The 26454-nt window shown below is 61.4% G+C and carries 25 protein-coding genes; 20 read left to right on the plus strand and 5 right to left on the minus strand.

The features are described 5' to 3' along the window. Positions 1–49: 49 nt before the first annotated feature. The 7 genes from rpsU to cydB all read left to right on the plus strand — a co-directional run bounded on the left by rpsU (position 50) and on the right by cydB (position 5353). Positions 50–256 carry a 30S ribosomal protein S21 gene (gene rpsU, locus IAG41_RS00805; RefSeq protein WP_019368605.1) on the plus strand — a complete coding sequence of 69 codons (207 nt, stop codon included), beginning with the start codon at positions 50–52 and terminating at the stop codon, positions 254–256. A gap of 87 nt (positions 257–343) precedes the next feature. Then, positions 344–967 (plus strand): FKBP-type peptidyl-prolyl cis-trans isomerase, encoded by a 624-nt coding sequence (locus tag IAG41_RS00810; RefSeq protein WP_187726696.1) that lies wholly within the window; start codon positions 344–346, stop codon positions 965–967. 36 nt (positions 968–1003) lie between these two features. Continuing rightward, entirely contained in the window at positions 1004–1375 is a 372-nt protein-coding gene (locus IAG41_RS00815; protein WP_187726697.1) for a hypothetical protein, read from the plus strand. Between the two features lie 62 nt (positions 1376–1437). After that, positions 1438–2319 carry a glucose-1-phosphate thymidylyltransferase RfbA gene (gene rfbA / locus IAG41_RS00820; RefSeq protein ID WP_187726698.1) on the plus strand — a complete coding sequence of 294 codons (882 nt, stop codon included), beginning with the start codon at positions 1438–1440 and terminating at the stop codon, positions 2317–2319. Further along, on the plus strand, positions 2316–2873 hold the full coding sequence (gene rfbC / locus IAG41_RS00825; RefSeq protein WP_187726699.1) for a dTDP-4-dehydrorhamnose 3,5-epimerase: 558 nt from the start codon (positions 2316–2318) through the stop codon (positions 2871–2873). The genes rfbA and rfbC overlap by 4 nt, the downstream gene beginning before the upstream one ends. A gap of 69 nt (positions 2874–2942) precedes the next feature. Beyond that, entirely contained in the window at positions 2943–4352 is a 1410-nt protein-coding gene (locus tag IAG41_RS00830; RefSeq protein ID WP_187726700.1) for a cytochrome ubiquinol oxidase subunit I, read from the plus strand. After that, positions 4349–5353, plus strand: a complete 1005-nt coding sequence (gene cydB / locus IAG41_RS00835) for a cytochrome d ubiquinol oxidase subunit II (protein ID WP_187726701.1) — start codon at positions 4349–4351, stop codon at positions 5351–5353. Before IAG41_RS00830 ends, cydB begins: the two co-directional genes overlap by 4 nt. A gap of 9 nt (positions 5354–5362) precedes the next feature. On the opposite strand, the gene IAG41_RS00840 is transcribed toward cydB, so the two are convergent. Both IAG41_RS00840 and IAG41_RS00845 read right to left on the minus strand, forming a co-directional pair. Beyond that, entirely contained in the window at positions 5363–6124 is a 762-nt protein-coding gene (locus IAG41_RS00840) for a metallophosphoesterase family protein (protein ID WP_187726702.1), read from the minus strand. Positions 6125–6314: 190 nt separating this feature from the next. After that, positions 6315–6551 carry a hypothetical protein gene (locus tag IAG41_RS00845; protein WP_187726703.1) on the minus strand — a complete coding sequence of 79 codons (237 nt, stop codon included), beginning with the start codon at positions 6549–6551 and terminating at the stop codon, positions 6315–6317. 503 nt (positions 6552–7054) lie between these two features. On the opposite strand from IAG41_RS00845, the gene IAG41_RS23415 reads away from it, so the two are divergent. Beyond that, positions 7055–8011 carry a M48 family metalloprotease gene (locus tag IAG41_RS23415; protein ID WP_187726704.1) on the plus strand — a complete coding sequence of 319 codons (957 nt, stop codon included), beginning with the start codon at positions 7055–7057 and terminating at the stop codon, positions 8009–8011. A 12-nt stretch (positions 8012–8023) separates the two neighbouring features. Here the strand turns inward: IAG41_RS23415 and wecC are convergent, their stop codons facing one another. Next, complete coding sequence (gene wecC, locus IAG41_RS00855) at positions 8024–9319, minus strand: UDP-N-acetyl-D-mannosamine dehydrogenase (RefSeq protein ID WP_187726705.1); 1296 nt, start codon at positions 9317–9319, stop codon at positions 8024–8026. Next, complete coding sequence (gene wecB, locus IAG41_RS00860) at positions 9303–10439, minus strand: non-hydrolyzing UDP-N-acetylglucosamine 2-epimerase (protein ID WP_187726706.1); 1137 nt, start codon at positions 10437–10439, stop codon at positions 9303–9305. Before wecB ends, wecC begins: the two co-directional genes overlap by 17 nt. A gap of 116 nt (positions 10440–10555) precedes the next feature. On the opposite strand from wecB, the gene galU reads away from it, so the two are divergent. Then, entirely contained in the window at positions 10556–11425 is an 870-nt protein-coding gene (gene galU, locus IAG41_RS00865) for a UTP--glucose-1-phosphate uridylyltransferase GalU (protein ID WP_187726707.1), read from the plus strand. Positions 11426–11840: 415 nt separating this feature from the next. Next, complete coding sequence (locus IAG41_RS00870) at positions 11841–13139, plus strand: epoxide hydrolase family protein (RefSeq protein ID WP_187726708.1); 1299 nt, start codon at positions 11841–11843, stop codon at positions 13137–13139. 120 nt (positions 13140–13259) lie between these two features. Here IAG41_RS00870 and IAG41_RS00875 read toward each other — a convergent pair whose 3' ends face one another. Then, on the minus strand, positions 13260–14606 hold the full coding sequence (locus IAG41_RS00875; protein WP_187726709.1) for a nucleotide sugar dehydrogenase: 1347 nt from the start codon (positions 14604–14606) through the stop codon (positions 13260–13262). A 367-nt stretch (positions 14607–14973) separates the two neighbouring features. Between IAG41_RS00875 and IAG41_RS00880 the strand changes: the two genes are divergently transcribed. The 10 genes from IAG41_RS00880 to IAG41_RS00925 all read left to right on the plus strand — a co-directional run bounded on the left by IAG41_RS00880 (position 14974) and on the right by IAG41_RS00925 (position 26350). Continuing rightward, positions 14974–15684 (plus strand): polysaccharide biosynthesis/export family protein, encoded by a 711-nt coding sequence (locus IAG41_RS00880; protein ID WP_262408411.1) that lies wholly within the window; start codon positions 14974–14976, stop codon positions 15682–15684. A 96-nt stretch (positions 15685–15780) separates the two neighbouring features. After that, positions 15781–17904: a GumC family protein gene (locus IAG41_RS00885; RefSeq protein WP_262408412.1), complete on the plus strand. Its 2124-nt coding sequence runs from the start codon at positions 15781–15783 to the stop codon at positions 17902–17904. Positions 17905–17958: 54 nt separating this feature from the next. Beyond that, a complete protein-coding gene (locus IAG41_RS00890) occupies positions 17959–18363 on the plus strand; it encodes a sugar 3,4-ketoisomerase (protein WP_187726711.1) in 405 nt (134 codons plus the stop codon). Next, the gene (locus IAG41_RS00895; RefSeq protein ID WP_222950449.1) at positions 18364–19467 is read left to right on the plus strand and encodes a DegT/DnrJ/EryC1/StrS family aminotransferase; all 1104 of its coding nucleotides are present in this window, start codon (positions 18364–18366) and stop codon (positions 19465–19467) included. 49 nt (positions 19468–19516) lie between these two features. Continuing rightward, complete coding sequence (locus IAG41_RS00900) at positions 19517–20773, plus strand: O-antigen translocase (protein WP_187726712.1); 1257 nt, start codon at positions 19517–19519, stop codon at positions 20771–20773. 124 nt (positions 20774–20897) lie between these two features. After that, positions 20898–21800, plus strand: a complete 903-nt coding sequence (locus IAG41_RS00905; protein ID WP_187726713.1) for a glycosyltransferase family 2 protein — start codon at positions 20898–20900, stop codon at positions 21798–21800. Further along, positions 21797–23149 (plus strand): hypothetical protein, encoded by a 1353-nt coding sequence (locus tag IAG41_RS00910; protein WP_187726714.1) that lies wholly within the window; start codon positions 21797–21799, stop codon positions 23147–23149. The genes IAG41_RS00905 and IAG41_RS00910 overlap by 4 nt, the downstream gene beginning before the upstream one ends. Positions 23150–23179: 30 nt before the next feature. Beyond that, the gene (locus tag IAG41_RS00915) at positions 23180–24040 is read left to right on the plus strand and encodes a glycosyltransferase (protein ID WP_187726715.1); all 861 of its coding nucleotides are present in this window, start codon (positions 23180–23182) and stop codon (positions 24038–24040) included. Beyond that, a complete protein-coding gene (locus IAG41_RS00920) occupies positions 24037–24954 on the plus strand; it encodes a glycosyltransferase (RefSeq protein ID WP_187726716.1) in 918 nt (305 codons plus the stop codon). Before IAG41_RS00915 ends, IAG41_RS00920 begins: the two co-directional genes overlap by 4 nt. Before the next feature lie 58 nt (positions 24955–25012). After that, complete coding sequence (locus IAG41_RS00925) at positions 25013–26350, plus strand: class I adenylate-forming enzyme family protein (RefSeq protein ID WP_187726717.1); 1338 nt, start codon at positions 25013–25015, stop codon at positions 26348–26350. Positions 26351–26454: the final 104 nt, after the last annotated feature.

The raw sequence follows: 26454 nt of genomic DNA on the forward strand, positions 1-26454 counted from the left end.
TCCGGCGAACCCTTTTCTATTGAATATGCGATCGGAGCATTACGGCTTTATGCAAATCATCGTCCGCGACAACAATGTCGACCAGGCGCTGCGCGCGCTCAAGAAGAAGCTGCAGCGCGAGGGCGTCTATCGCGAGATGAAGCTGCGCCGTCACTACGAGAAGCCCAGCGAGAAGCGCGCCCGCGAGCGCGCCGCCGCGGTTCGCCGCGCGCGCAAGCTCGAGCGCAAGCGCGTGGAGCGCGACAGCGCCCGGTAAGCCTGCGTCGCCTCGTGCGCCCGCGCGCACGAGGAACCTGCGACTTTTGTGACTTTAGGGTAACTGGTTACCCGTCGGAGCCCATCCATGTCCGTGACCGCCGTTCCGCTCCAGCCCGTCAAGCGGGCGTATAAGGTCTGGCTGTGGATCGGTGTGCTCGCCGCGATCGCGCTGGCCTTTGGTCTGGCATGGGTCGGCACGCGCAGCGCGGTGGCGGCAAAACTGCCGAACGACCAGTTCCTCGCCTGGCACAAGGGCCAGTCGGGCATCCAGACGACGGCGTCCGGCCTGCAATATCAGGTGATCAAGCCCGGCAGCGGTCCGACCGCCGCCGAACAGGACGGTGTGTCGTTGAAGATCCACGGCATCCTGCGCGACGGATCCGACTTCCAGGAAGCAGCACCGATGCGCTTTCAGGTCGGTCAGCCCATGATTCCCGGCTTCACCGAAGGCGTGAAGCTGATGAAGAAGGGCGCGAAATACCGTTTCTGGCTGCCGCCGAACCTTGGCTATGGCGCGGAACCGGGCGGCCAGCACGAACTCGCCGACAAGGTGCTGATCTTCGACGTAGAGATGCAGGATCTCGTCCCCGCCGCCGTCATCCAGCAGATGATGATGCAGCAGATGATGCAGCAGGGCGGTGGCCAGGGCGGTCCCCAAGGTGGTCCGCCCGCGGGCGGAGCGGCCGGCCCGCCGCCTTCCGAGCGCTGATCGGCTTTCGATTCCCTCGCATCGATGAGCGCGAGCATGCCGCGTAACCGTTTGTTCCTGCTCGTTTTCTGCCTCGCAGTAGCCTTCACCTTTGTCATGGCGACCCTGCCGCATCCGCCCAGGATCCCAGGCAATCCGCAAGACAAGATCCAGCACATCACCGCGTTCGTCGTGCTGACGGTCCTGGCGATATCGGCATTTCCGCGCACACGTTTGCTCTACATCGTCCCGGGACTTTCGGCGTTCGGCGCGCTGATCGAGTTCGTCCAGGCCATACCGGCGCTGCATCGCGATTCGGACTGGCGCGATTGGCTGGCCGATACGGTGGCGATTCTGGGCGCGCTCCTCGTCACGCGCCTGCTGCGGCGTTTGCTGCCGGGCCTGAGCTCGGCGCGAGCCCAGGGATAAGTGGTTGCGGGCAGTGGGGGCCTTGGGTACGGCCACGCTATCTGGCTAAGGAGGGGATTGGGGTGAAGGGCATTATTCTGGCCGGCGGCAGCGGCACGCGGCTCTATCCCGCCACGCTGTCGATCTCGAAGCAGCTGCTGCCGGTCTTCGACAAGCCGATGATCTATTATCCGCTGTCGGTGTTGATGCTCGCCGGCATCCGCGACATCCTGGTGATCTCGACCCCGCGCGACCTGCCGCTGTTCGAGGCATTGCTGGGCGACGGCTCGGCCTTCGGCATCAACCTCACTTATGCCGAGCAGCCCCAGCCCAACGGCCTGGCGGAAGCCTTCATCATCGGCGCCGATTTCGTCGCCGGCCAGCCGAGCGCACTGATCCTGGGCGACAATATCTATCACGGCGACAAGATGGGCGAGAAATGCCGCGTCGCCGCCGAAGAGGCGTCACGGGGCGGCGCCAACGTCTTCGCTTATCATGTCGATGATCCCGAGCGCTACGGCGTGGTCGCCTTCGATCCCGAAACCGGAGTGGCGACCAGCGTCGAGGAAAAGCCGCTGAGCCCCCAGTCCAACTGGGCGATCACCGGCCTCTATTTCTACGACAAGGACGTCGTGGATATCGCCCGCTCGATTCGTCCCTCGGCGCGCGGCGAGCTCGAGATCACCGACGTCAACCGCACCTATATGGAGCGCGGCGACCTCCACATCACCCGGCTCGGCCGTGGCTATGCCTGGCTGGACACGGGGACGCACGAGAGCCTGCATGAAGCCAGCGCGTATGTTCGCACGATCGAACACCGTACGGGGATCAAGATCGCCTGTCCCGAGGAGATCGCGCTCGATCTCGGCTGGCTCGATGGCGAGGCGGTGCTCCGCCGCGCCGGCCAGCTCGGCAAGACCGGTTATGCCGATTATCTAAAGCGCCTTGTGAAGAGCCTGGCATGACCGGTTTCCGCCGACTGGCCATTCCCGAGGTCATCGAGATCACGCCGCCCAAGCACGGCGATCATCGCGGTTTCTTCTCCGAAGTGTTCAAGCGTTCCGCGCTGGAGGCCGAGGGTATCCATATCGACTGGGTCCAGGACAATCAAAGCCTCTCGGCCGAGCGGGGGACGGTCCGGGGCCTGCATTTCCAGGCGCCGCCTTTCGCCCAGGCCAAGCTTGTCCGCGTGCTGCGCGGCGCGATCTACGATGTCGCGGTGGATATCCGCAAAGGCTCGCCCAGCTACGGTCGGGCGGTCACCTGCGAGATTTCCGCGGAAAGGTGGAACCAGCTGCTGATCCCCGCCGGTTTCGCGCACGGCTTCATGACGCTGACCCCGGACACCGAAGTGTTCTACAAGGTAGATGCGCCTTATTCCCGCGAGAGCGAAGGCGCGATCCTGTGGAACGATCCCGCGCTAGGCATCGAATGGCCGGATCCCGGCGCGGCACCGGTGCTGTCCGACAAGGATCGCGTCGCGCCGCTGCTCTCGGAATTCAACTCTCCTTTCGGCTAGGGTTGCCACGCCGTTTGAAGACTTGCCTTGTAGGCCGCTGAGGCGCATCAGCCCGATCCGGAGGCGGGCATGTTCGAAGGTTTCGATCCGGTCATATTAGCGCGAATCCAGTTCGCGTTCACCGTCAGTTTCCACTTCATCTTCCCGTCCTTCTCGATCGGCCTGGCCAGCTATTTGATGGTGCTGGAGGGGCTCTGGCTGCGCACCGGCCGCGAGACCTTCATCAATCTCTACCGCTTCTGGCTCAAGATCTTCGCGATCGCCTTCGCGATGGGCGTCGTCTCGGGGATCGTGCTGTCCTATCAGTTCGGCACCAACTGGTCGGTCTTCTCCGACAAGACCGGGCCGGTGATCGGACCGCTGATGGCCTATGAGGTGCTCACTGCCTTCTTCCTCGAAGCCGGCTTCCTGGGCGTCATGCTGTTCGGCGCGGGTCGGGTGAGCAAGGGCATGCACTTCGGCGCGACCTGCATGGTCGCGCTAGGCACCTTCATCTCCGCCTTCTGGATCCTCTCGGCCAACAGTTGGATGCAGACTCCGACCGGCTATGCAATCAACGCGCACGGCCAGTTCGTGCCCGCCGGATCGTGGATCGACGTGATCTTCAATCCTAGCTTCCCCTATCGCCTCGTCCACACCGTCATCGCGGCCTATCTCACCACGGCGCTTGCCGTCGGCGCCGCGGCCGCGTGGCACCTGCTGCGCGACAAGAGCGATCCGCACGCGCGCACGATGTTCTCGATGGCGATGTGGATGGCGGCTTTGGTCACGCCGATCCAGATCCTTGCGGGCGATCAGCACGGCCTCAACACGCTCAAGTATCAGCCCCAAAAGGTGCTGGCGATGGAGGGCCATTTCGACAGCCACCCGCACGGCGCCCCGCTGATCCTGGTCGGGCTGCCGAACCAGAAGGCGAAGCGCGTCGATTATGCGGTGGAGATCCCGAAGCTCGGCTCGTTGATTCTCAAACATGACATCAACGCGCCCGTCGCGGGCCTGGATACGATCCCCGACGATCGCGAACCGCCGGTGGCGATCGTCTTCTGGTCATTCCGCATCATGGTCGGGCTCGGCACGCTGATGCTCGTGCTGGGGCTGTGGAGCCTGTTCGCGCGCTTCCGCGGCAAGCTCTACGATTGGCCGTTGCTCCACCGTTTCGCGCTGCTGATGGGGCCGACGGGCTTCATCGCGGTGATCGCCGGCTGGGTCACTACGGAATGCGGCCGCCAGCCCTATACGGTCTATAACCTGCTCCGCACGACGCAGAGCGCCTCACCGCTCGCCGCGCCGGCCGTGGGCACCTCGCTGGTCGCGTTTGTGCTCGTCTACTGCTTCGTGTTCGGCTTCGGCGTCTGGTACATTCTCAAGCTGATCGCCAAGGGCGTCGAGCACCACGAGCCGCCGCTCGAGGAATCGGCACCGATCCGCACCGCGGGCATCGTTCCCGGTCCGCACCAGCAGGTGGAGAAGGCGCCATGAGCCCCGATCCGACGCTCGCGACGATCTGGGCATTCCTGATCGCCTTCGCGGTCTTCGCCTATATCGTCATGGACGGGTTCGATCTCGGCATCGGCATTCTTTTCCCTGCCTTCGAGGGCAAGGAGCGCGACAATGCGATGAACTCCATCGCGCCGGTCTGGGACGGCAACGAAACCTGGCTGGTGCTGGGCGGCGGAGGGCTGATGGCCGCGTTCCCGCTTGCCTATGCCATCATCATGCCGGCGCTCTATCCGCTGATCATCGCGATGCTGCTGGCGCTGGTCTTTCGCGGCGTCGCGTTCGAATTCCGCTGGCGCGATCCCGGCCACCGCAAATGGTGGGACCGGGCTTTCACGATCGGATCGTTTGTCGCGGCGCTAAGCCAGGGGATTGCGCTCGGCGCGCTGCTCCAGGGCATCAGCGTCACCGATCGCGCCTATTCCGGCGGCTGGTTCGATTGGGCGAGCTGGTTCAGCGTCCTGACCGGGCTCAGCGTTGTCTGGGGCTATGCGCTGCTCGGAGCATGCTGGTTGATCTGGCGCACCGACGGCACCACCCAGGGCCACGCCTATCGCCTCGCCGCACGCTTTGGCGCGCTGACGATCCTCGCGATCGTGCTGGTGAGCCTCGCGACGCTCACTTTGTCGGGTAATTATTTCGCGCGCTGGCTGACCTGGCCGGCGATCCTCTGGGTCGCGCCGGTACCGGTGCTCGTGGCCGGGATGGCGCTCGCCTTCGTCGCGGCGCTCCGGCGCAGGGCGGAGATCGCGCCTTTCCTGCTGGCGCTGGGGCTGTTTCTGCTCAGTTTCGTCGGGCTAGGCGTGAACATCTTCCCTTATATCGTGCCGCTGCGCGTGACGATCTTGGAGGCTGCAGCGCCGGGCGGGAGCTTGGGCTTCATGCTGGTGGGAGCGGGCATCATGATCCCGATCATCCTGACCTATACCGGCTGGGCCTATTGGGTATTCCGTGGGAAGGTGGCCGGCGAAGGGTATCACTGAACCGGGAACTCAGCTCGCGGTATCCAATATCCAGCGCGCATCGTTTTCGAATCCCATCGCGGTAAGGTTGCCGCTGGCATAGGCACCCGTGTCGATGCCGATACGATGTTCGTGAAACTCGACATCCGCCGAGATCGTGTGGCCGTGGACGATGATCTTCTCCAGCGCGCCGTCATGGCCGAGAAACTCCTCTCGTATCCAGCGCAAGTCACTGGCCCGCTGGTGAGACAGCGCCTGGTCGGGGCGCACGCCGGCATGGACGAAAGCATAGTCGCCCAGGATGATCATGTCCTCAAACGCTTCCAGAAAGGAAATATGTTCGGCCGGGACACGCTTCTGAAGCATTTCCAGCAGCTCCGGATAGTCACTGGCCTGATATTCAGATTCCGAAATATCGTAGCTCAGGATCGTCTCGCGACCGCCTATGCGCGTGAAGAACGACAATGCCTTCAGATCCCCGCTAAGCGCCTTGAGGAAAACTTCCTCGTGATTGCCGAGCAGAAAGCGGAATTTGCCTTTTCCGATCAACCCGATCGCGCGCTCGATCACCTGCGCGGAATTGGGACCGCGATCAATTAGGTCGCCGAGAAAGATGATTTGAGTATCCGCGTTCGGGCGGGACGCGTTGTCAGCTTCGACTGTCTCGAGCAGCTGGTCGAGCAGGTCAAGGCGACCGTGAATATCGCCGATCGCATAGACGCGCTGTCCTGCTGGTACAGCGCCCGTTGGCGGACGGAAAGCGCGAGAGCGGGCGAAAAGTCTCGAAATCATCGGCGTGAACTATGCTCAAAATACGGCCAGGCACGGCGTGGTCTGATCCATTGATTGACCCTGTCGGCTGGCCTGTTCTCCGTCGCCATCCGGAGCGGTACCGGCGCCCAACGGGGGCGCAATCGCAAATAGCACAAACAAAAGTGGCGGCCAAAAAGGCCGCCACTCGTATCCAATCTAACCTAACAGCTTACGGGCTGTCGGGATCGTCGTTGTTGTCGGCCAGAGCAACCGCGCCACCGATGATCGCGGCAGTCGCCAGGACGCCGATGATGACGGCCGGAGCGAGGTCGCTCTTCTTCTTGGAAGCGGTCGCGGCGCGAACGCCCGAAAGCGACAGCTTCGAAGCCGGGCTGACAGGGGCCGCAAGAACAGGTGCGGTCGCCAGCGAGGCGACGGCAGCGGCCGTGAGAAGCTTAGTTAACATTCTTGTACTCCCTCTTTGAGCTCCGGTGCTCTCGTCTCCCAGTCCTATGGCATAGGACAAAAGCGACGGCAACACCTCAAATCAGGCAACGACCATAACCGATATAGTCGTTGCTTCAATGCAACAGGGTTCGGTTGGTTCCGAACTCTCGTCCCGCGACAGCCGACCCCATGCCGCGGCCTGTGGGGTCATAACGTTGCGATGCGATATCGCCAAGGGGTTAACAAAGCGATCAATATCATCCCGTGACTGCTGCACATTCCTTATAGAACGGTTGAACGCGCACGCGCTTATGCGGCGTCGCAACATTGCTGCGACGCCGCAGAGTTTGACATTTGCCAAGCTACCGGCCTTGCTCGCAGAGGGCGAATTCCCGCGCTCGCGTGACAGGTCAGGATCGTATGAGGAAGCGTCAGAATACCATTTTCGCGGTCGGCAGGGCGCTTCTCCTATGTTTCGCGAGTTGCGCGCTTCTGGGCGGGAGTGGGGGTGCCGCCGAGCCGGTGTCCGACGATGCGGCTCTGTTCGAGCAGCTTCGTGCAAGCGATCTCGAAATGGCGACGATCGGCTGGCGGCTCGCTTCGTCCAACGCGCCGTTGTGCGATGTGCTCGAGCCCGGACTGGGGCTGCAGATCCATACGCTCGATCAGTTCGCGCCCCAGCTTCGTGCCAGCGCGCGAAGCCATTTCAAATTCTCCACCGCCGTGGCGATAGAAGGCGTGATCCCAGGCGGGCCCGCGGCGCAAGCCGGACTGCGGCCCGACGATTCGCTGGTCCGCATCGGCCCGGTCGATATTGCCGCCAGCGCCGGCAAGCCCGGGACGACGCAGCGTCTTGTCGCCGTCCAGCTCGCCGTCGCGAAGCTGCCGCCCGCCGAGACGCTCGAGATTCAGGCGATTAGGGACGGCGCACCGCTGACCGTCACGGTGCGGCCGATTCCCGCGTGCCGCTCACGATTCGAGCTGGAACTCGCTGACGATTTCAGCGCTTCGGCGGACGGCAGCATGGTCCAGGTCAGCTCGAAGCTGCTCGATACCTATCGCGGCGATCGTGCGGTCGCGGCGATCGCGCATGAATTCTCGCACAACATCCTGCATCACCGCGTCCGGCTAGAGGCGCGGGGGGTCACGTTCGGGATGCTCGCCGGCTTTGGCGGCAACGTGAAATATTTCCGCCAGACCGAGATCCAGGCCGACATCTTGTCAATCTATCTGCTCGCCAATGCGGGCTATGATCCCAAGGCGGCGCCGGATTTCTGGCGCGATTTCGGGCCCAAGCACGCTGGCAGCGTATTCAACAGTCGCTCCCATCCGCATTGGCGCGACCGCATCGCCACGCTGGAAGCGGAGATCGCGAAGGTCCAGGCGGATCCGGCGCGACCGCACGTCTCGAAGCTGATCGCCGAACGCGATCAGCCGCTCGACGGCGATTGGCAGTCGCTGCTCGTCCGTCATCGCTGACGGACGAAGCGGTCAGCTCGCGAGGCGAAGCGCCTCGCCGGAGACCGGACGCGGCTGATCGGGCCAGACGCCGCGCGTGTCATAGACGAGCTTGTCGGCGCGCTCGTCGAGCGGGACTGACTTGAACACGTCGTGATCGACCAGCACCACGAAGATCGGGCAGGTCTCGATCGCGGTGTCGATGTCGATCAGCTGGGCACCGGTGCCGTCGAAATCGGCGGGCAGGCGATCGGCATAGGGCTCGACGATTCGAATGCGCTCGCCATGCGCCTGCGCCAGATGCGCGGCGATCTTGAGCGCCGGGCTCTCGCGAAAATCGTCGATATTTGCCTTGAAGGCGAGGCCCAGGCACGCGACGGGCGCATTCGGCAGTTGCGCAATCAGCGCCTCGGCGCGGGCGATGCTATAGTCGGTCTTGCCGTCGTTCACTTCGCGCGCGGTGCGGATCAGCGGCGTGTTCTCGCGGTCCGCCGCGACGAGGAACCAGGGATCGACCGCGATGCAATGCCCGCCCACGCCGGGGCCCGGCGACAGGATATTGACGCGCGGATGTCGGTTGGCGAGCCGGATCACTTCCCAAACGTCGATGTCCATATTCTCGGCGATGATCGACAGTTCGTTGGCGAAGGCGATGTTGACGTCGCGAAAGGCGTTCTCGGTGAGCTTGGTCATCTCGGCCGCCTTGGCCGAGGTGGTGACGCAGGCGCCGCGGACGAAGCGGCGATAAAATTGCAGCGCCTTGCGCGCGCAGCGCGGCGTCACGCCGCCGATGACGCGATCATTATCGATCAGCTCGACCAGGATCCGGCCGGGCAGCACGCGCTCGGGGCAATAGGCGATCGCGACATCGGGCACACCGGCGCAGTGGCCGGGGATCTTGAGGTCCGGGCGCAGCCTTGCGAGCAGCTCGGCGACCTTTTCGGTCGTGCCGACCGGCGAAGTCGATTCGAGCACCACGACATCGCCAGCCTTGAGCACCACGGCGATGCTGGTCGCGGCCTTGAGCACATAGCCGATATCGGGCGCGTGGTTCTCGCCAAAGGGGGTGGGGACGGCAATGACGAACACGTCGGCTGGCTCGATCTCGAGCGAGGCGCGCAGATTGCCGCGCGCCACCACACCCGAAACCAGACCGTCGAGGTCGATCTCCTCGATATGCACCTTGCCCGAATTGACCGTGTCGACGACGTTCTTGTGCACGTCGATGCCGAGCACCTTGGCGCCCGTGCGCGCGATCACCGCCGCGGTGGGCAGACCGATATAGCCCAGGCCGAGTACGACGACCTTGAGCTCAGAATCCGAAACCATGCGCAACGATCCCCGCAATCCGTGCCGAGGCCTGGCCGTCGCCGAACGGATTGTGGGCGCGCGCCATGGCCGAATAGGCGGCATCATCGTCGAGGAGCATTGAGATTTCGGAAACGATGCGGTCCGGATCGGTCCCGACCAGCCTGGCGGTGCCGGCGGCGACGCCTTCGGGGCGCTCGGTGGTCTCGCGCATCACCAGCACGGGCTTGCCCAGCGCCGGCGCTTCCTCCTGCACGCCGCCCGAATCGGTGAGCACCAGCTCGGCCATGCCGAGCGCGCGGATGAAGTGCGGATAATCGAGTGGTTCGATCCGCGCGACATTGGGCCGATCACCCAGCACTGCGTCCATCACCGATACGACATTGGGGTTGGGATGGACGGGGAAGAGCAAAGCCACATCGTCCCGCGCGGCGATGCGGGCGATCGCATCGGCGATGCCCTTCATGCCGTCGCCGAAATTCTCGCGGCGGTGCGTGGTGACGAGGATCAGCCGCTTGCCGGCGAAGCGATCGGCGATCTCGTCCAGTCCGGCGGCCAGACCCGGGTCAGCGTCGATCCGGGTGCGCGTCGCGTGCAGCGCGTCGATCACGGTGTTGCCGGTGACGTGAATGGTGGCGGGATCGATATTCTCGCGGCGCAGCGCTCCGGCCGCGATATCCGTCGGTGCGAAGTGCTGGTCGGCGATCGGCGCGACGATCCTGCGGTTCACTTCCTCGGGCCAGGGCTGGTAGATATTGCCCGAGCGTAGCCCGGCCTCGACATGGCTGACCGGAATCTTGCGGTAATAGGCCGTGAGCGCCCCGACCATCGCGGTCGCGGTATCGCCCTGGACGATCACGCGATCCGGCTTTTCCGCGTCCATTGCCTGGCCGAGCCCGGTGAGCAATCGCGCGGTCAAGGCATCGAGCGACTGGCCCGGGGTCATCAGGTCGAGGTCGATGTCGGGCGTGATCCCGGCGATCGACAGGACCTGATCGAGCAGCCCGCGATGTTGCGCGGTCACGCAGGTGCGCACGTCGAGATCGTCCCGCGCCTGCAGGGCGTGGACGACGGGGAAGAGCTTGATCGCCTCCGGACGCGTCCCGAAAACGACGAGGATGCGCTTGCGCGTATTGGTCATGAGCCGCCCTTTAATCGAAGTGCCTCACCATCTGGTTACGGTGCGCCAATCGAGCGAGTGTTTGCGCCTTTCCAATCGCGCAGCTATTGGCCCCGTCACAACTGAAACGAGGACCTATGTCGATCAAGCCGCTGCGCAAGGCCGTGTTTCCTGTCGGTGGCCTCGGCACTCGCTTCCTGCCTGCGACCAAGGCGCTGCCCAAGGAAATGCTTCCGATCGTCGATCGGCCGCTGATCCAGTACGCGGTCGACGAGGCGCTGGAGGCGGGGATCGAGCAGATGATCTTCGTCACCGGCCGCGGCAAGTCCGCGATCGAGGACCATTTCGACATCGCCTATGAGCTCGAGACGACGATGTCGGCGCGCGGCAAGTCGCTCGACATCCTCGACGCGACGCGGCTGAAGCCCGGTGCGGTCGCCTATGTCCGCCAGCAGGAGCCGATGGGACTCGGCCATGCGGTGTGGTGCGCACGCGACATCGTCGGCGACGAGCCCTTCGCGGTGCTGCTGGCCGACGATTTCATGGTCGGCCAGCCCGGCTGCCTCAAGCAGATGGTCGAGGCGTACAACCGGACCGGCGGCAATCTGATCTGCGCGCAGGAAGTGCCTGACGACCAGACTGACAAATACGGCATCATCACGCCGGGCATGCGCGACGGCGCGTTGACCCAGGTGATGGGCCTGGTCGAGAAGCCCAAGCCGGGCACGGCGCCCTCCAACCTCTCGGTGATCGGCCGCTACATCCTCCAGCCCGAAGTGATGCGCGTGCTCGACAGCCAGGAAAAGGGTGCCGGCGGTGAGATCCAGCTCACCGACGCTATGGCGCGGATGATCGGCGACCAGCCGTTCCACGGCGTCACCTTCAACGGCACGCGCTATGACTGTGGCGATAAGGCCGGTTTCATTCAGGCCAATATTGCGATGGCGCTGGCGCGCGAGGACATCGCGCCGGCGATTCGAGACTTCATGTCCCGCGTCTGCGGCTGACGACCGGGTGAAGTTTACGAAGTTCGCGCCAACCGTTGGTCCGTCAGGCTGGCAAAATTGACAAAGTTCGCGGGAACGCGCGCAATCTCGTAATTTATTGCGCGTGCGCGCGTATTAAAGAGCGGCCGTAACCTCGGCGCTCGGCAGCCAAACACGCGAAAACCTACATTTCAACGCGGGATTCCCGCTCCGATCCGGGGGCGGATATTCGGCGTGCCGGCCCAAATCCCGGTGACAGGTGACCGCTTAAGGCCTAGATTTCCGCCTTCGCGACCGAGTCGGAATCTTTCGACGGACCCGAGCAAAGCCCGCCTTTCGGCTCCTTTTCGAGACAGCAGCGCCGGCCCTGCCGGCCGGCTACTCTTGTTGTCCGCAGACGGATGCATGCCGTCTGGTTCGGACGAGGAGGACGATCATGGCGCAAGCTGGAACCACCGCCCCCCCGCAGCCCTCAGTCACGCCTGCCCAAGCCCCGCCAACGCCCAAAGATGACGCCGGGTTCACCGAAGCACTCATCATAAATCCAACCGGCGATACGTCGATCCGACCGTTCGAATATCACGCCTCCGACAAGGAACTCGCCGACCTCAGGCAGCGCATCAACGCCACCAGGTGGCCCGAGCCCGAGACCGTCGACGATCGGACCCAGGGCGTCCCGCTCGCGACCAGCCAGGCCGTCGCGCGCTATTGGGTAAGCGACTATGACTGGCGCAAGTGCGAAGCCCGGCTGAACGCGCTGCCCAATTTTATCACCGAGATCGACGGGCTCGACATCCATTTCGTCCATGTCCGCTCGAAGCATGAGAACGCACTGCCGGTGATCATCACCCATGGCTGGCCGGGCTCAGTGGTCGAGCAGCTCAAGATCATCGACCCGCTCACCGATCCGACGGCCCATGGCGGTACCGCCGAGGATGCCTTCCATGTCGTGATCCCCTCGATGCCGGGCTATGGCTTCTCGGGCAGGCCGGCGGTGACCGGCTGGGACCCGCCGCACATCGCGCGCGCCTGGACCGAACTGATGAAGCGGCTCGGCTATACCAAATTCGTGGCGCAGGGCGGCGACTGGGGCGCCGTCGTCACCGACATGATGGGCGTACAGGCTACGCCCGAATTGCTCGGCATCCACGTCAACATGGCGGGCGTCATACCGCGTGACATTGACGCGGCGCTGTTCAACGGGGGCCCCCTGCCGGCGGATCTTTCGGATGAGGAGAAGCGTACCTGCGAGCAGCTGTCCTTCGTCTACAAGAAGGGCATCGGCTACGGGTTCCAGCTGGGGCTACGTCCACAGTCGATGGGCGCGCTGGCGGATACGCCCACGGGCCTGGCGACCTATCTGCTCGACCATGACGCGGCCAGCCTGAAGCATATCGCGGCGCTGTTCGTCGATGGGACGCCGTACGGTGCCATCACGCGGGACGACATTCTCGACAACATCACGCTCACCTGGCTGACCAACACCGGTGTATCCTCCGGCCGGCTCTACTGGGAGAACAAGGATTCGTTCTTCGCCGTCAAGGGCGTCACCGTCCCGACGGCCGTGAGCGTCTTCCCGGAAGAGCTCTACGAAGCGCCGAGGAGCTGGTCGGAGCAGGCTTATCCAAAGCTGATCCACTACAACCGGCTTCCCGAAGGCGGTCATTTCGCCGCCTGGGAACAGCCAAGGGCTCTTACGGAAGAGATGCGCGCCGGCTTCCGATCGCTGCGTTGAGCCCGAGGACGCGGGCGGCTCTCGCTAGCCGCCCGCCAGCGCTGCCCGCGTTCCTACCAAGCGCTTTCAACGTTGGGCCCGCCCTTTCGGCTGAGGAAGTCGCTCCTCGGCCGATCAGGCTCAGGCGCGGACGATGTTCGTGCCTGTGACGCCCGCCTTGCCGCACGCGTTGCGCGTGTCGATCACCAGCTTCGCGTGCGCCACCAGCGCGGCATAGTCGACATCGTCGTGGTCGGTAGCGATCAGTACTGCGTCATATTCTGCGATCTTCGCAGTATCCCAGGCGACGCCGTGGCGGAAATTGAGCGTCGGGTGCTCGCGTGTATTGTCGATCTGCGCGACGTGCGGATCGTGGAAATCGGCGGTGGCGCCCCGGGCCTCGATCATCTCCATCAGGCGGAGCGACGGGCTCTCGCGGATATCCTCGACATTCTTCTTGTAGGCGACGCCAAGCACCAGGACGCGCGCGTCGCGCAGGCCGCGGCCGAAGCGCGCGTCGAGCGTATCCGACATTACGCGGACGACGTGCTGCGGCATGTCCGCATTGATCTGGCCGGCCAGCTCGATGAACTTGGTGTGCTGGTTGAACTCGCGCGCCTTCCAGGTGAGGTAGAAGGGGTCGATCGGGATGCAGTGCCCGCCCAGGCCCGGGCCAGGATAGAAGGGCATGAAGCCGAACGGCTTGGACTTGGCCGCATCGATCACTTCCCAGATATCGATGTCCATCGCCGTGAAGATCAGCTTGAGCTCGTTGACCAAAGCGATGTTGACCGCGCGGAAGACGTTCTCGGTGATCTTGACCGCTTCGGCGGTCGCCGCGGAGGACACGGCGATCGTCTGCGGGACGATGTGGCGATACAGCGCCAGCGCCAGATCGGCAGAGACGGTGTCGTCGGCGCCGACGACCTTCGGGATCTTGGTGGTCGAGAAGGTCGGGTTGCCCGGATCCTCGCGCTCGGGGGAGTAAGCGAGGAAGAAGTCCTTGCCCGCGACCAGGCCCGTGGCCTCGAGGATCGGCTGCATCACTTCGCGGGTGGTGCCGGGATAGGTGGTCGATTCGAGGATCACGAGCTGGCCGCGGCGCAGCGTCTTCGCGATCGCTTCGGTCGTCGCCTCGACATATTTGAGATCGGGCTCAAGATGGCGGGTAAGGGGAGTGGGCACGCAGATCAGCAGCACGTCCGGCTCGCCGAGGCGCACAAGATCGGCGGTGGCGTCGAGCTTGCCGTTGGCAGCCAGTGGCGCGATGCGATCGCCCGCTATGTGCTTGATATAGCTGGTGCCCTTCTTGAGAGCATTGACCTTTTCAGGGTCGAGGTCGAAGCCGAGCACGCCGCACTGCGCCTCACCGAACGCGACTGCCAGTGGCAGGCCGACATAGCCCATGCCGATCACGCCGATCCTGGCCTTGCCGGTCTCGATCGCAGCCTGAAGCTTCAGCCCATGGGCCGGCCATTCGATAGTCATCTGTCCCCGCTCGTCGGAAGCCTTAGGGCTCCCACATGCGGCAGCGGGGGTTTCAGTTTCGATAATGCGCGTTCAATGCGCTTGTGAAACGCCGCTCGGCGAAGCGCCCGGGCGGTCCCGACGGAATGGATCAGCTGTCTGACGGTCGTATAGAGGGGCTGTCGATCGAGCTCGGTTTCTCATAAACGTCGTCGATCGCCTTACCTTTCCGCATCAGCAGGCCGATCAGCAGACTGCCACTGATGATCTCTCTCCGGGGCGTCTTGCGGGACCGCGGGGCCTTCAACCGTCCACCCCACATTTACTTTACCTTCAAGAGGGTGGCGGTTATAGGCCGCCCTCCCTCACTGAGAGCACTCCAGACAGCATGCATAGAGTTGTTATAGCCATTTTGACGGCGACGTTGCTTGGCGCCTGTGTGCATCGTGAGGTGTTGGTGCCGAGTGATCGGTTGAGTGTGGTGGAGACGAACGGTGTGATGCCGGCGCCGAGCCGGGAGGATTTGACGGCAGGGGATCGTCCGGCGTTGATTGGACCGTTGGATACGATTGTGGTGGATGTGTTCAACGTGCCGGATTTGAGCCGCGAGTTGCAGGTGGATGCGAGTGGCCGGATAGCGATGCCGTTGGTGGGGACGTTGGACGCGCGGGGCAAGACGGCGAGCGAGCTTGGGGAGGCGGTGGAAGCTGCGTTGCGGGGTCGTTACGTTCGTAATCCTGAGGTGACGGTCAACATCAAGAGTTCGGTCAGCCAGGTGGTGACGGTGGACGGTCAGGTGGTGGAGCCGGGTCTGTATCCGGTGACGAACCAGATGACGTTGATGCGTGCGATAGCGTCGGCCAAGGGGTTGTCGGAGTTTGCGCGGCAGGAGGATGTGGTGATCCTGCGGACGGTTTCGGGCCGCAAGATGGCAGGTTTGTACAACATCGCGGCGATTCGGCGGGGGGCGTATGACGATCCGCCGATTTATGCCAACGATATGATAGTGGTGGGCGATTCGCCGGAGCGCCGCTTGTTCCGTGACGTGGTTTCGCTGGCGCCATTGCTGGCGGCGCCGCTGATCGCAGTCCTTCAATAAGGCTCGAGAGCCCAGATGAATTTGATAATCCCCCCGCGGCGCGTTGATGCGCCCAGTGCGGGACCATTTGGTCCGCGCCCGGAAGAGGCCGCGCGTATGCCGGCGGTTCGTCAGTATCTGCGGATCGCGGTGCGTTGGCGCTATGTGATCCTGAGTGCGGTGGCGTCGTGCTTCCTGCTGGGGCTGGTCGTCACGCTGCTGATGACGCCGCAATATACGGCGATGGCGACGGTGGAGATCGCGCGCGAATCGAGCAAGGTGACCGGAATCGAAGGGGTGGAGCGCGAGGCGACCGCGTTCGATCAGGAGTTCTACCAGACGCAATATGGCCTGCTGCGATCGCGGGCGCTGGCCGAGCGTGTTGCCAACAAGCTGCGGCTGGTCGACGATCCGAAATTCTTCGAGCGCTTCAAATATACGCGCGAGAGCATGGCATTCCGCCTGGTCAACGGGCGCTATCCGGCGGCGGGACGGGATGAGCGGCAGCGCATTGCCGGCGAGATATTGCTGAAGAATCTGTCGGTCGATCCGATGCGGTTCTCGCGGCTGGTGAGCATCGGGTTCAACAGCCCGGATGCGACGCTGTCGGCGCAGGTGGCCAATGCCTGGGCGGAGAACTTCATCCAGACCAATCTGGAGCGCAAGGTGCAGGCGACCGCTTATGGGCGTAACCTGCTTGAGCGCCAGTTGGTGCTGCAGAAGCAGAAGCTTGACGAGTCCCAGCGCCAGTTGGTGAGCTATGCCTCGCAGGAGCAGATCATCAACTTGCCGGCGCAGTCGGGCGGTGCCGGGACGACGGCGGAGCGCTCGATCGTGGCGGACGATCTCGCTACGCTCAATGCGGCGCTGGCGCAGGCGACCACCGAGCGCATTCAAGCCGAGGCCCAGTATCGCCAGGCAGGGCGAGCGGGGGAATCGACCGAGGCGCTTCGCAATATCGCGATCAACAATCTGCGCCAGAAGCGGGCCGAACTCGCGGCGGATTATCAGCGGCTAATGGTGCAGTTCGAACCCGAATATCCTGCGGCCAAGGTGCTCAAGTCGCAAATCGACCAGCTCGACCGGTCGATCACGCGCGAGGAAGGTCGTGTGACGGGTTCGCAATTGGCTGAATATCGCGAGGCGCAGGAGCGCGAGAAGGCGCTGCAGGCCAAGGTCGATCAGTTGAAGGTAAGCTTTCTCGACACGCGCCGGCGCAGCATTCAGTACAATATCTTCCAGCAGGAAGTGGATACTAACCGTGCGCTCTATGACGGGCTGCTGCAGCGCTTCAAGGAAATCGGTGTCGCAGGCGGGGTGGGCATCAATAACATCTCGGTGGTCGATGCCGCGGACGTGCCGCAAAAGCCCTCGAGCCCGAGGCTGCTGATCAACCTGGCGGTGGCGCTGTTCGCGGGGCTCGGGCTGGGCGCGCTTCTGGCGTTCGCGCTCGAGCAGATGGACGAAGCGTTCGCCGATCCGGGTGAGGTGGAACGACGTCTCGGGCTTCCGCTACTGGGCTCAGTGCCCAAGGTGGGGAGCGACAAGACGCCGCGGGGCGAATTGCTGGATCGCAAGTCCGAGCTGGTGGATGCTTATCTGGCGGTGCAGACCAACCTCGCTTTCACCACCGAACATGGCGTGCCGCGCTCGCTGGCGGTGACGTCGACACGGCCTGCGGAAGGCAAGTCGACGACGGCGCTGGCGCTGGCGACGACGCTGACGCGGGCAAACCGCAAGGTGATCCTGATCGACGGCGACATGCGCTCGCCCTCGGTGCACCATCTGGGCGGCGTGAGCCATGATCGCGGGTTGAGCAATTTCCTCACCGGCGACAACGAGATCGCGTCGCTGACCTTCGAAATGAAGGACTTCGGGTTCACGGCAATGTCGGCAGGGCCGATCCCGCCCAACGCCGCCGAGCTGCTCACGGGCAACCGCCTGTCGCTGCTGATCGAGCGGCTGCTCGAAACCTATGACCATGTCGTGATCGACTCACCGCCTGTGATGGGCCTCGCCGATGCGCCGCTGATCGCAAGCCGGGTCGAAGGCGTCGTCTACGCCGTCGAATCCCACGGCATCCGCTCAAGCATGGTCAAGACCGCGCTCGCCCGCCTCGCCAGCGCCAATGCGCGCATCTTCGGCGGCGTCCTCACCAAGTTCGAAGCACGCCGCGCCCATTATGGCTACGGCTACGAATATGGCTATGGCTATGGCCGAAACGACAAAACCAACACCTAATCACACAACCCCAGGACGCTCTAGCGCCCGAAGGCCTCCAAATTTTGAGAATTTATGAGCCTTAGCGATTGCAAGATCATCGAGCTTCCCAAGATATCGGATCCTCGGGGAAACCTAACCTTCATCGAAGGCAACGTTCATATCCCCTTTCCGATCGAACGGGTTTATTATTTGTATGACGTGCCCGGTGGCGCGGAGCGCGGCGCACATGCGCATAAGCAATTGCATCAATTGATGATTGCCGTGTCGGGCAGTTTCAACGTCACCCTTGATGATGGGGCAAACAAGCAAACATTCTTTCTCAATAGATCCAACTATGGCCTCTATATCTGTCCGATGATGTGGCGCGAGCTGCACGACTTCTCCTCTGCATCCGTTTGCATGGTACTTGCGTCGAGAAAGTATGACGAGAAAGATTATTTCAGAGATTACGACCAGTTTCTCAGTGGAGTAAGCTGATTGATTAAGTTCCTGGATCTGCAGCAAATCAACGCTCGATTTGATGCGAGCATCCGCTCGGCAATGGACAAAGTCGTTCAATCCGGCTGGTACATCTTGGCCGCCGAATGCGAAGCGTTCGAGCGGGAATTTGCTGCCTTCTGTGACGCTGGTCATTGCATCGCGGTCGCGAATGGCCTCGATGCCCTTACCCTGGCGCTGCGAGCGCTCGATATCGGCCCAGGCGACGAGGTGCTCGTTCCATCCAACACGTTCATCGCCACCTGGCTGGCCGTCAGCCATGTGGGCGCCGTCCCCGTCCCGGTCGAGCCGATAGAGGCTACCTTCAACATCGACCCGGCCCGTATCCGCGCAGCGGTCACGTCCCGCACCCGGGCTATTATTCCCGTGCATCTCTATGGTCAGCCGGCAGATCTCGATCCGATTCACGAAATTGCCCGCGAGCTAGGCCTGCGCGTCATCGAGGATGCCGCCCAGGCGCATGGGGCGCGGTATCGCGGCGAGCGTATCGGTAAGCATGGCGACGTCGCTTGCTGGAGCTTCTACCCCGGGAAGAATCTGGGGGCGCTGGGCGACGGGGGCGCGATCACCACGAACGACGCGACGATCGCTGCTCGCTTGTACAAGCTGCACAACTACGGCTCGACCCAGAAATACCACCACGACGAACTCGGCGTGAATTCGCGGCTGGATGAAATCCAGGCCGCGATCCTGCGGCTGAAATTGCCCGTGCTCGACGACGACAACCGCAATCGCGCCCGGATCGCGAACGCCTATACCGAGGGCCTGCGCGGACTTGATCTCCATCTTCCGGCCGTACCCGATTTTGCCGAGCCGGTATGGCACCTGTATGTGGTGCGGCACCGGCAGCGGGATCTGCTGGCGCAGCGACTTGCCGAAACGGGGGTGGCCACCGTTATTCACTACCCAGTCTCGCCGCACCTCCAACCGGCATATGCCGGCCTGGGCATCCCTCGGGGCTCGTTGCCGATCGCCGAACGGCTGCAGACAGAAGTGCTGAGCCTGCCGATCGGCCCTACTCAGAGCGATCGGGAAACCGAGGAAGTGATCCAGATCGTGCGCGAATGTGTGAGCGCTTTGTGATTGAACCTGCAACGACGGCTGCCAATCGCTTTAGTTCGCCCGCGATGCCATGAACCTCGTCAAGACCTCTCTGCTGAGCTTGATGTCGACGTCGGTGAAGATGTTGGCAGGCCTGGTGGTGGGCAAGGCAGTGGCGATCGTGGCGGGCCCGTCAGGGCTGGCCGCCGTCGGGCAGTTCCAGAATTTCGTCCAGATCATGCTTACCGCCGCCAAGGGCGGCCTCGACACCGGGATAACCAAGTACACGGCGGAATTCAGCGAAGATAAGGAGCGGTGCGTCCAGCTGTTCAGCACCGCTGCGCGCCTTTGTGCGACGTCTTGCCTGGTAATCTCGCTAATATTGCTCCTCGCGGCCAACCCGCTATCAGTCTATTTTCTGCACACACCGAATTATGCATACATCGTACGCCTGTTCGGCGTGACGATATGCCTGTTCGTCCTCAACAGCTTTCTCCTCGCTATCATCAACGGTCTGCATCAGATCCGCACCTACATTCTCGTGAACATCGCACAGAGCGTGTTGACCCTGTTGCTCACGGTCAGCCTGATAGCCTGGCTGGGCCTTGATGGCGCGTTGATCGCGCTCGTGACCAATCAATCGCTGGTATTGTTCGTGCTGCTCTGGGCGCTGCGAGGGCATGCCGTGATCCGCTGGGCCAACTTTCGCGGGGGCTTCGATCGCAAAGACGCGATTCGCCTGTTCAAGTACAGCGTCATGACCACCGTGAGCGCGATCGCCTCACCGCTAACCGCGATGCTGGTGCGCGATCAGGTCATCTTCGTGCTCGGCCCGGACGCAGCCGGCCAATGGCAGGCCATGTGGTACATCGCCTCCGTCTACCTGACTGTGGTGACGACCAGCCTCGCTGTCTATTACCTGCCCAAGCTTTCGGCGACGCACGATCCCAAGGCACTCCGCGCCGAGTTGAAGGGGGGCTTCATGATCGTTCTTCCGATCGTGATCACCAGCGCGTTGGTCATGTACATCGCGCGGGAATGGATCGTCCGGATTCTTTTCACAGACGCTTTTTTGCCGATGCTCCGGCTGTTCGGCTGGATGCTCGTCGGCGACGTAATAAAAATGGCGTCCTGGCTGTTGTCTTATCTTATGCTGGCCAAGGCTATGGCGCGGGCGTTCATCATAACCGAGGTGATTTTCTCAGCGACTTTCGTCGGGCTGGCCTATGTGCTGCTACGGCTGTACGGGCTGGAAGGCGTGGCATACGCGTACGCAGCAAACTATATGCTGTATCTTGCATGTATGACCGCGGTCACAAGGCGCTTCTGGTTACCGGCTCGCGATTGATGCTTTTCCCCCATGACCCACCCTTGACGACACGCGTCGCCTCCCCGAGGGCGTCGGGCGTGACGGCGGAGCATGTAACCATGACCCTTATGGCCAACCGCCCTCGGCGCCAGGAGGGCACTTGATGCTATCGATCTTCATCCCTTCTTTCAATCACGCACCGTATGTTACCGAGGCGATTGCGAGCGCGCGTCTGATCGACGTCCCCGGCAAGCACATCTACGTGATTGATGATGCCTCGATCGACAATTCCGAAGAGGTTATCAGTGCTTATTTGGCTGAAGTGAATGCGGAGGACGTAACCTTCATCCGGAAGAGTGAGAATAAGGGTGTGATCGATTCGATGATCACATTCTTAAATCTATGTAAAACTGAATATATTTACGTTGTTTCTTCCGATGATATCGCGATCCCAGACGGGATATGTGAACTGGTTCGCCGATTAGAAGAGAGTCGTACTCTGCAATTTATAATTGGCGGTGGAAAGAACGTTCTATCTGATGGCCGCTTGACCCCAATATATGGACGAAAGCATAATGATCTCTTTAGGCAGTCGAAAGAGAAATTTGCTGAATCTATCTTCCTAATGGATTCCAGTCCGCTCCTATGTCAGTCGTCCGTCTTTCGAGCGTCTGCCCTGCGAGATGTCGAGGCCGTAGTTCCGGATATTGTGGCTGATGATTACGTAATCTTCTCGAAGCTGTTTCTGCGCTATATGAGGAAGGGTATCGATTACGATTTTCTGCCGACGATCGACTGCGTATATTATCGCCATCACGGGAATAACAGCTATCAAAGAATCCTTCGTCAAGTCGCGACAACTTTACAAGTTCTTGAGGTCGTGGCTCCAAAGCATATCCGCGGGCGTGCGATCGCATATAAATTGTCGTTCTTTACTCTAATCTCGCTCAGGCGACGTGACTTTTCCAGCATGCTTGGGATTCTAAGGCTTCTGCGAGCTCGCTCCGTTCCCTCATTCGTGCGCGGGTTGGCCCTGAACGCGTATTGGTGGAGTAAGTATCGGTGACAGAGCTCCAATTCCTCAGTCTCGCTGTCGAAGATTGGCTTGAGTTACTGTTGCTGATGCTTCTCTGCATCGGTGTACTTTGGTTCAGTGTTCGTCGTAAATTGGTCGGAAATATATTTGATCCCTTTGTCTTGTCCTTTGTATTTGCCTTTGGCATAAATTATGGGGTGGTAATTTTCCTTAGGATCGAAGGTTTTCTGAGTTGGTATTTATTTGGAATAGTTGCGCTTTACTGTATATTAATGTTATTAAGCTTCAGGCGCTTTTCTTCAATGCAGGGCGTGCCGGTAGTATATAGATACTTCTCGTATATCGGCGAACGTCGATTAGGGCGTGCCGTATTTTATTCTGCCGTTATGGCATATGTCGCGCTGAGCCTGTTGATTTTCAGTTCTATTGGCTTTGGCGTTCTGGCGGAGACAAACCGATTCGACGTTGCGCGAGGCTATGGTAGTGCGATCCGTATCTTAGATACGCTCAGCCCTTTTATCGTATCATATGCCGCGTTGACCATAGTTGAACGAAAGCAAGACAGGGTCATTAAGTTCGCCCTACTCGGAGGATTTATATTTTATGCCGCTATCCTAAACGGTGCGAAGGCCTCGGTTATCTTTAGCTTTGTGACCGTGCTGATGGCGTTGTCGATAGCATCCTTTAAAGTAAAAATCTCATCATGGCAGGCCGTGGTGGCAGTCGCCGTCGGTTTGGCATTCTCGGTGGTCGCTCTCAATATTAACCTTGAGAAGAATAACGTAAGCGATCAGAGCATCCGGCCTTTGGCAATATCTTCCGACTTGCTGACAGCGCGTTTGGCATTCAGGTTTGTCGCTTTCGGAGACACCAGTTACCTCACACTACCAAATGACGTAATTGACAGCTTGGAGAAAGACTCGATTTTCGCACGTTTTGCGGCTCCTGTTGTCGGCAATGGCAATTTGAGCGGAATGCTTGGCTACGAAGTCGCAGATTACTCGGTGGGGCGTCAGGCGTTGCTTCACTACGCTCCTGGATCGGAGGTCGGTGGTGGCCCTACCAGCCATTTTGACTTGTTCTCGTACGTCTATTTTGGGCCGGTCGGCGGCGCTTTTTTCGTGCTATTGCTCGGCTGCTTGCTCGGTCGGATCAATCGTGCTGTCCACATCGCACGTGCGGAGGCGATCCAGGATAAGAACAAGTTTCTGATTAGCTTGATGGCGACATTATGGTCTCGCGCCGTGCTCGTGATCATCGAGCCCACCGTCGCTTTAGCCTATATCCTGGATATTTTGATAATCTTCACAGCAATGTCCGTCTTTTGGTCCAGCATAATAAGGACGGATAGCGCGAGCGCTTCGTCGCGAATCGAATAAAAACCTTCGCTAAGGACGATCGTTTCGAAGATGAACATCATCGCCATTATCGTGACATATCAGTCGAACTTGCAGGTTCTGCGTGAGATAATTCGGGTTCTTACGAAGCAATGTTACTTGATCATCGCCGACAATTCGCTTGCTCCGGCCGACAGGCAATCTGTCGAAGACTGCCTGATGACCGATGGTGGCGCCTATATTCCGATGCACGGCAATCGTGGTATCGGCGCTGCTCAGAACAAGGCGATCGCGCTCGCTTGGTCAAAGGGAGCAGAGGCAGTGCTCCTTCTCGATGACGACAGCATTCCCCCTCCCGATCTGATCGATCATTTGCGCATATGCGCCCAGAGGCTGGGCGGGCACGCCGTCGTAGGTGCCAACGCGGTCGACAGCCTCGGTCGTGAGATCAGCAATGCACGTCATGTTCCGGGCAACATGCCTGAGTGCCGCGACATGATGAGTTCCGGTGCACTGATCCGGCGTGAGATATTCGAACGTGTTGGTTCTTTCGACGAAAGCCTGTTCGTGGATGGAGTGGATTTCGATTGGGGTTGGCGCGCGCGCCGGGCGGGGATCGCATTGCATCTATGCCGCGCGACCTCCATTCAGCACAGGCTTGGTGAGGGCGATGTCGCGGGTGTGCGCTATCCGTCTCCGGTCCGACACTATTTCCAGTATCGGAACATTCTGCGGCTGATGGGCCGTTCCTACGTGCCGTGGAGATGGCGTTTATCGCAGATGATCAAGCTACCGACAAAATTGCTTCTCATCGCGGCGCTCATGCCCCAGAAGTCTCGGCGCCTGCAGTTCGCGTTTGCCGGAATTTGGGATGCGATGCTCGGCCGCAGCGGCCCGTGGCCGGCGCCGCGGAAGAGCGACACCAAGCGATGAGCGGTACGGAAAACTTGGTAACCGGCTCGTTGTCGCGTGACTTAGGGCGTGCGGACACCGTCACGTCGCACGAGAGAGCAGCGGCAGGCGCGGTAGCGGTGTTGCTTTGCGTGCATGCCGGCGCGGACCCGGGACAGTTCGACGAAGCGCTGGCGAGCATGCGCGGGCAAACCTATCCAGATCTGCGCTTGTATGTCTATTGCGATGGCCCGCTCACTCCTGCGCTCGAAGCAGTGCTTTCGTCGCGGGTGCCCGTCAAGGACGGACAGCATAGCATCCTGCGCGGGGTGAGGTCCGAGGGCCTGCCCAGCGGACTGAACGTGCTGATTACCCATGCGCTTTCCGAGCCCGATATCGCATTCATGGCGCGCATGGATGCCGATGATATTTCGCTGCCCGAGCGCATCGAGACGCAGGTGCGGTTTCTGGAAGATCATCCCGAAGTCTCGATCGTCGGCACATGGTGCGTCGAGTTCAGTCAGCCTGGCGTGCCGACCTTCTACAAGAGGATGCCGGCAAGCCACGCCGAACTGACCGATTTCATGCTCTATCGCAGCCCATTCAATCATCCGAGCGTGATGTTCCGCCGCGCGGTTTTCGAGCAGGGATATCGATATAATCCCACGCTGAAGCTGATGCAGGACTACGACCTCTGGTCGCGTGTGGTGACCGCCGGCTTCGTCATCGCCAACGTTCCCGAGTTCCTGCTCTGGTTTCGCATCGAAAGGAACTTCTTTTCACGCAGGGCAGGCGTCGTCCGCGCCAGCAGGGAAATAAGGATGCGCATTCATTATGCGCGTTTGATGGGTAAACTGCGGCTCGCAAACTATCCCAAATATGCGGGCCTGTTTCTCGTGCGGGTAGCTCCGGTTTGGGCAAAGAAACTCTCGTACAAATACCTGCGGAGAATTTGATGGTGTCGGTCGCGTCGGTTCGAGCCGGCCGTCACTTCCACAAAAGATTGGAGACGATATGCAGTGGTTGCTGGATCGGTTCGCTGCGGAGCCCGCGCGCGCGGCCTTCATTCATCGCGATCGTGAGGTCAGCTATGGCGCGGTGATCGATCGGATCGCTGGGTATGGAACGCGCCTGGCGGAACACGGGATTGAGCCTGGCGACCGCGTGGCAGTCCTGGGTGACTATTCGCCCGAGATGTTCTGCATGATCCTCGCGCTCGCGCTGAACGGAAATATCGTCATCCCCTTGTCGCGCGACGCGGTGGTGGAGAAGGACAATGCTCTGGGCATCTCCGGTTGCGATTGGCTGATCGAGTTCGACGAGGCCGGGCTCGACGCCAGCGTAGAGCGCCACGCGATAGTGGCCGAGAATGCACTGCTAGATGGATTGCGCGAAAGCGGCCGGCCTGGATTGCTGTTGTTCTCGTCGGGATCGACCGGGAAGCCCAAGGCGATCCTCCATGATTTCGAGCGGGTTGCGGACAAGTTCTGCAAGCAGCGGATTGCAGTGATTGCGATCCCGTTCCTCATGATCGACCATTTCGGCGGGATCAACACCATCCTGGCGATCGTATCGAGCTTGGGCACTGTGGTCACCGTGGCGAACCGGTCCATCGACAATATCTGCCAGGCTATCGAGAAACATCGCGTCGAGCTTCTGCCGACCACGCCGTCGTTCCTCACCATGCTGATGGCGTCCAATCTGCATCGCTCGTACGACCTGTCGTCGTTGAAGCGGATCACCTACGGCACCGAGGTCATGCCGCAGAGCACGCTGGACCGCGTGCGCGCCGAGTTTCCGGGTGTGACGCTCCAGCAGACCTATGGCCTGTCCGAGGTGGGCGTGATGCGGTCCCAATCCCGCGACGATGGCTCCTTGTGGGTTCGCGTGGGCGGAGAAGGCTTCAAGACCAAGGTCGTAGACGACGTCCTGTGGGTCAAATCCGACTATGCGATGCTGGGGTATCTCAACGCGCCGTCGGAGTTCGATGAGGATGGCTGGTTTAACACCCAGGATCGCGTCGAGGTGGAGGGCGAATATTTCCGCATTCTGGGCCGTGTGACCGACCTTATCAACGTGGGCGGACAGAAGGTCTATCCTGCGGAGGTTGAGGACGTCATCCTTACCCTCGACAATATCTCCGACGTCGCGGTGTTTGGCGAGCCGCACCCGCTGCTGGGCAATGTGGTGGTCGCCAAGGTGCTGACCGGCGAACCGGAAAGCGCTGCCGATCTCAAGCGCCGCATCCGCAGCGCCTGCAGTGCGATATTGGCCAATTACAAGGTTCCAGCCAAGGTCGTCCTTGCCGATGGACCGCTCTACACGGCGCGACAGAAGAAGCGACGGGCTTAAGGCTCAACCCCGGGTTTCTTGGAGCTCACCTACCGCCGGCGACCGCGGCGCCAGGTGGCGTATGGATCTGCGCTTGACGGTTCAGCCAGGCACGACTTCGAAGA

The sequence above is a fragment of the Sphingomonas sp. JC676 genome (assembly GCF_014489075.1).
Classification (GTDB): Bacteria; Pseudomonadota; Alphaproteobacteria; order Sphingomonadales; family Sphingomonadaceae; genus Sphingomonas.

What these genes read in the sequence shown, in the direction of transcription:
- rpsU (WP_019368605.1), top strand. Translation starts at nt 50, where the DNA reads ATGCAAATCATCGTCCGCGACAACAATGTCGACCAGGCGCTGCGCGCG.
- IAG41_RS00810 (WP_187726696.1), top strand. Translation starts at nt 344, where the DNA reads ATGTCCGTGACCGCCGTTCCGCTCCAGCCCGTCAAGCGGGCGTATAAG.
- IAG41_RS00815 (WP_187726697.1), top strand. Translation starts at nt 1,004, where the DNA reads ATGCCGCGTAACCGTTTGTTCCTGCTCGTTTTCTGCCTCGCAGTAGCC.
- rfbC (WP_187726699.1), top strand. Translation starts at nt 2,316, where the DNA reads ATGACCGGTTTCCGCCGACTGGCCATTCCCGAGGTCATCGAGATCACG.
- IAG41_RS00830 (WP_187726700.1), top strand. Translation starts at nt 2,943, where the DNA reads ATGTTCGAAGGTTTCGATCCGGTCATATTAGCGCGAATCCAGTTCGCG.
- cydB (WP_187726701.1), top strand. Translation starts at nt 4,349, where the DNA reads ATGAGCCCCGATCCGACGCTCGCGACGATCTGGGCATTCCTGATCGCC.
- IAG41_RS00840 (WP_187726702.1), bottom strand. Translation starts at nt 6,124, where the DNA reads ATGATTTCGAGACTTTTCGCCCGCTCTCGCGCTTTCCGTCCGCCAACG.
- IAG41_RS00845 (WP_187726703.1), bottom strand. Translation starts at nt 6,551, where the DNA reads ATGTTAACTAAGCTTCTCACGGCCGCTGCCGTCGCCTCGCTGGCGACC.
- wecC (WP_187726705.1), bottom strand. Translation starts at nt 9,319, where the DNA reads ATGGTTTCGGATTCTGAGCTCAAGGTCGTCGTACTCGGCCTGGGCTAT.
- wecB (WP_187726706.1), bottom strand. Translation starts at nt 10,439, where the DNA reads ATGACCAATACGCGCAAGCGCATCCTCGTCGTTTTCGGGACGCGTCCG.
- galU (WP_187726707.1), top strand. Translation starts at nt 10,556, where the DNA reads ATGTCGATCAAGCCGCTGCGCAAGGCCGTGTTTCCTGTCGGTGGCCTC.
- IAG41_RS00870 (WP_187726708.1), top strand. Translation starts at nt 11,841, where the DNA reads ATGGCGCAAGCTGGAACCACCGCCCCCCCGCAGCCCTCAGTCACGCCT.
- IAG41_RS00875 (WP_187726709.1), bottom strand. Translation starts at nt 14,606, where the DNA reads ATGACTATCGAATGGCCGGCCCATGGGCTGAAGCTTCAGGCTGCGATC.
- IAG41_RS00880 (WP_262408411.1), top strand. Translation starts at nt 14,974, where the DNA reads ATGCATAGAGTTGTTATAGCCATTTTGACGGCGACGTTGCTTGGCGCC.
- IAG41_RS00885 (WP_262408412.1), top strand. Translation starts at nt 15,781, where the DNA reads ATGCCGGCGGTTCGTCAGTATCTGCGGATCGCGGTGCGTTGGCGCTAT.
- IAG41_RS00890 (WP_187726711.1), top strand. Translation starts at nt 17,959, where the DNA reads ATGAGCCTTAGCGATTGCAAGATCATCGAGCTTCCCAAGATATCGGAT.
- IAG41_RS00900 (WP_187726712.1), top strand. Translation starts at nt 19,517, where the DNA reads ATGAACCTCGTCAAGACCTCTCTGCTGAGCTTGATGTCGACGTCGGTG.
- IAG41_RS00905 (WP_187726713.1), top strand. Translation starts at nt 20,898, where the DNA reads ATGCTATCGATCTTCATCCCTTCTTTCAATCACGCACCGTATGTTACC.
- IAG41_RS00915 (WP_187726715.1), top strand. Translation starts at nt 23,180, where the DNA reads ATGAACATCATCGCCATTATCGTGACATATCAGTCGAACTTGCAGGTT.
- IAG41_RS00920 (WP_187726716.1), top strand. Translation starts at nt 24,037, where the DNA reads ATGAGCGGTACGGAAAACTTGGTAACCGGCTCGTTGTCGCGTGACTTA.
- IAG41_RS00925 (WP_187726717.1), top strand. Translation starts at nt 25,013, where the DNA reads ATGCAGTGGTTGCTGGATCGGTTCGCTGCGGAGCCCGCGCGCGCGGCC.